This is a genomic window from Bradyrhizobium sp. LTSPM299 (assembly GCF_000938235.1).
Lineage (GTDB): Bacteria > Pseudomonadota > Alphaproteobacteria > Rhizobiales > Xanthobacteraceae > Bradyrhizobium.
This window is the reverse complement of record NZ_JYMU01000053.1, coordinates 1-3,063: the sequence shown is the minus strand read 5'-3', so window position 1 is coordinate 3,063 and position 3,063 is coordinate 1. Positions and strand designations below refer to the sequence as shown.

The 3,063-nt window shown below is 61.2% G+C and carries 2 protein-coding genes and 1 pseudogene; 2 read left to right on the top strand and 1 reads right to left on the bottom strand.

The window, feature by feature from the left end:
- The first annotated feature begins 23 nt into the window (after nucleotides 1-23).
- Complete coding sequence (locus tag UP10_RS28075) at nucleotides 24-335, top strand: DUF736 domain-containing protein (RefSeq protein ID WP_044590477.1); 312 nt, start codon at nucleotides 24-26, stop codon at nucleotides 333-335.
- Between the two features lie 765 nt (nucleotides 336-1,100).
- Here the strand turns inward: UP10_RS28075 and UP10_RS28070 are convergent.
- Nucleotides 1,101-1,718 carry an outer membrane protein gene (locus UP10_RS28070; RefSeq protein WP_044590476.1) on the bottom strand — a complete coding sequence of 206 codons (618 nt, stop codon included), beginning with the start codon at nucleotides 1,716-1,718 and terminating at the stop codon, nucleotides 1,101-1,103.
- A 915-nt stretch (nucleotides 1,719-2,633) separates the two neighbouring features.
- Between UP10_RS28070 and UP10_RS28065 the strand changes: the two are divergent.
- Nucleotides 2,634-3,063, top strand: a pseudogene (locus tag UP10_RS28065) (DUF3363 domain-containing protein); the annotation flags it as partial.

Below are 3,063 nucleotides of genomic sequence, written 5' to 3'. Positions count from 1 at the left end.
CCCGACAACAGACGGAGACCACCATGGCTACCATCGGAACCTTCACCGCAGCGGACGACGGCTACACCGGTTTGGTCAAGACGCTCACGCTCAACGTCAAGGCGAAGTTCGTCGCGACCGAGAAGGAGAACGACAAGGCGCCCGACTATCGCATCTTCGCCGGCGCCACCGAATTCGGCGCCGCCTGGAAGAAAACCGCGCGAGAGACCGAGCGCGAATATCTCTCGGTCAAGCTCGACGATCCGAGCTTCCCGGCCCCGATCTACGCCTCACTGGTGAAGGGTGAGGGCGACGAGGGCTTCATCCTGATCTGGTCCCGCCGCAACGGCGACTGATCCAACCAGGGCAAACCGCCCCGCCTCCTCGGAGGCGGGGCTTTTTGCGTTTCTGTCGTGCCTTTGCAGGACGCAGGAAGGGCAGTTTTATTGGGAGCGAAGCGCCAAGGGCCCACCCTCGCGCTGACGAGGTGAAGCACGTTGTGCGCGCCGGCCGGACCGGTAACCTCGGTCTTCCGTGCCATGGATCGTCATGACAACGGCGGTTGTCAGGGCGCGCGCGGATGCGCGCCAGTCAACCGCGCCCCTCTGAAGGCGGGCATCCGGGTGTAAGCAGAGAGAGCCAGTCCATTCGGTCATCCGATTGTTTACGGCGATCGCGTCAAATGCAAAATGCATGCGGCGATCCGCTCGGCGCTTGAAGGGTCCGTGGATCGCCTCAGTCGCGTGAACGCGTCATGGGTTCGGAATGCGGTTGTATCACGAACGCCATCCGATCGGTCTGTCGGTGAAAATCGGGAAGCGCAGCACATGCGTGTTCATCGTCGGTCGGTGCAGCAACATCGACCGAACCGACGCGCGCGGAATTCCACAGAGAATGCGGTTCGGGTGGTCCCGTGCTGCATATGTAGATAATGTCGGCACGCAGAAAATGCGCACACTTTTGCCCAACGGAAGGCCACTAGGACGCAAGCTGGTCGACATCGAGAACCAAATTCGTGGCGCGCTCCGCTCCAATGGACAGTTGATCGGGTCGTCTCCGGCAATAAAAAAGGGCCGATGCGAGGCCGGCCTCTTCGTCACGATCCAGTCACGGAGCGATGATCAGAACCTCCCGACGAGCGGGCCGCTGAAGTGATAGTTCACGCCGATCTGGGCGCTGTGCAGGTCGAGCGTCCTGGACGGCACGCCGAAATAATTCTCCCTGCCCAAGCTGCGGTAGAGGTACTCGCCCTTGACCGACCACTGCGGCGCGAAGAACGCCTCAATGCCCGCACCAACGGTCCAGCCGGAGTGGAAGTGGCTCTCTGACGCCGTCCGGCCGAAGCCGCTGACGCTCATCTTGTTGTCGGCCCAGGTGTAGCCGCCGGTGCCGTAGAACAGCACCTGGTCAACCGCGAGGCCGACGCGGCCGCGGACGGTGCCGAGCGAGTCGATCTTGCCCGTCACGGTGATCCCGAGTGTCGATGCCGAGGCATTGATATCGGCCCAGCCGCCATCGGCCTCGAGGCCGAACACGACGTTGCTGGTCTGCCAGTTGTAGCCGATCGTGCCGCCGGCGGACCCGCCCTTCATCTTCGGATCGCCATCGGTGTTCTCGGTGGCATAACCGCCGAAGCCGCCGATGTAGAAGCCCGTCCAATCGTAGGCCTGCGCCACCAGCGGCGGCGCCTTGTAGGTCTTGGCCGACAGGTCAGCTGCGGATGCGACGCCACATCCCATGCCCAAGAGACTCACGGTCAGCGCGAACAGGACGGAATCAGGAGGTCTGCAAGGAGTTGATATTTTCATGAATCTCTCGCGGAAAACGGGGAGCGCGATTGCTTTCGGTGCGTAAAGAAAAGTATCGGGCAGCACGTACGGCAGACCTCCCAATTGGGAGGCGTGATACATTTATTGTGCGATGTTGCAGTTGTGCCGCTGGCAAGATGTTGGCTCGCGCGGCGCCTCTCTTGCCGCTTCGGAAGGAGGGGTCGGATTCGTTGCCCTCTGAATTGCGATGGTCCCTCTATCGTCAGGTTTGTTGTGCAATTCCAGCCAATGGACCGTCGAGCGATCGTCGTTCGGCGTACAGTCGAACGACCGGCCAAACATCCGTTGCAAGTTGATCTATCGGCAGTGATGCTGCGATCCGAGAGCGCAGCAGCAGATTCTATTGCCAGGGTTTAGATCGTAGGTGATCCAGCTCAGCTCGTGAAAAATTGCACGTTCTTGTGCGAAGCTCTCGGAACGGCGGGATCCGATCCCACTAAGTTCGGTTCGCAGAATGTCCGCTATCTTCCTTGCGGCCAAACTCGACGGAAGCTTGGCTATGTCAAAAATGTCCGGTAGGAATCTTCCATCACCTGATTGGACGATGCAGGATGATGGCCCTGTGCGCTTCAGTCATGAGGTTGGCATCGTCACGTCAATGAGCTAAAAAAGCACATTGTTTTTGGTCGATTTTAGACGTGCTCTCGAGATTAGCGAGCGGCGCTTTTTCCAATTGTCGTTGTCTGTCAGTGCTCTAAGAGCCGTCGCTCACGACGTGCGAAGAATGAGAGATCGCCGCGTATTCGCTGGGCGGTTTCTACGCTGTCGTACGCAGATTGAATCTCTGCCCTGGTGCTGTGCCTTTCGACCTCCAATCGTCGTCTCATGGCACACGACGAAGACGACTTTCGCATCCGTCCCGGCAAGATCCGTGATCGCGGTGGGCGGACAACCGCGCGCCGGATCGGCGGTGCGCGTGGACGCCCGATCAGCTTCATCGGTGAGGTCCATCAGGCGATCCGGCGAGCAGGCGGCAATCCGAGCCGACTTGGCGACACCGGGAAGGGCGGCGGCCGGTTCAATGCGCGGGGCAGGGGCGCTGCAGCGGCGCTGACGTTGAAGGATCGGAGTGCGTGGAGCCGGGACGGAAGCGGCGGACGCACCCGCTCACGGCGGGTGGCCGTGAAGGCGCGTGTGGTCAAGCTGAACCCGCAGCGCGGCGCCGTCCGCGGGCGGCAGTTTGCCGGCGCCAAGGCGGTGGATGCGCATCTGCGCTATCTCGAACGGGACGGCGTGACCAGGGATGGCGAGAAGG

Coding starts and splice junctions, on each gene's coding strand:
- UP10_RS28075 (WP_044590477.1), top strand. CDS start 24: ATGGCTACCATCGGAACCTTCACCGCAGCGGACGACGGCTACACCGGT.
- UP10_RS28070 (WP_044590476.1), bottom strand. CDS start 1,718: ATGGGATGTGGCGTCGCATCCGCAGCTGACCTGTCGGCCAAGACCTAC.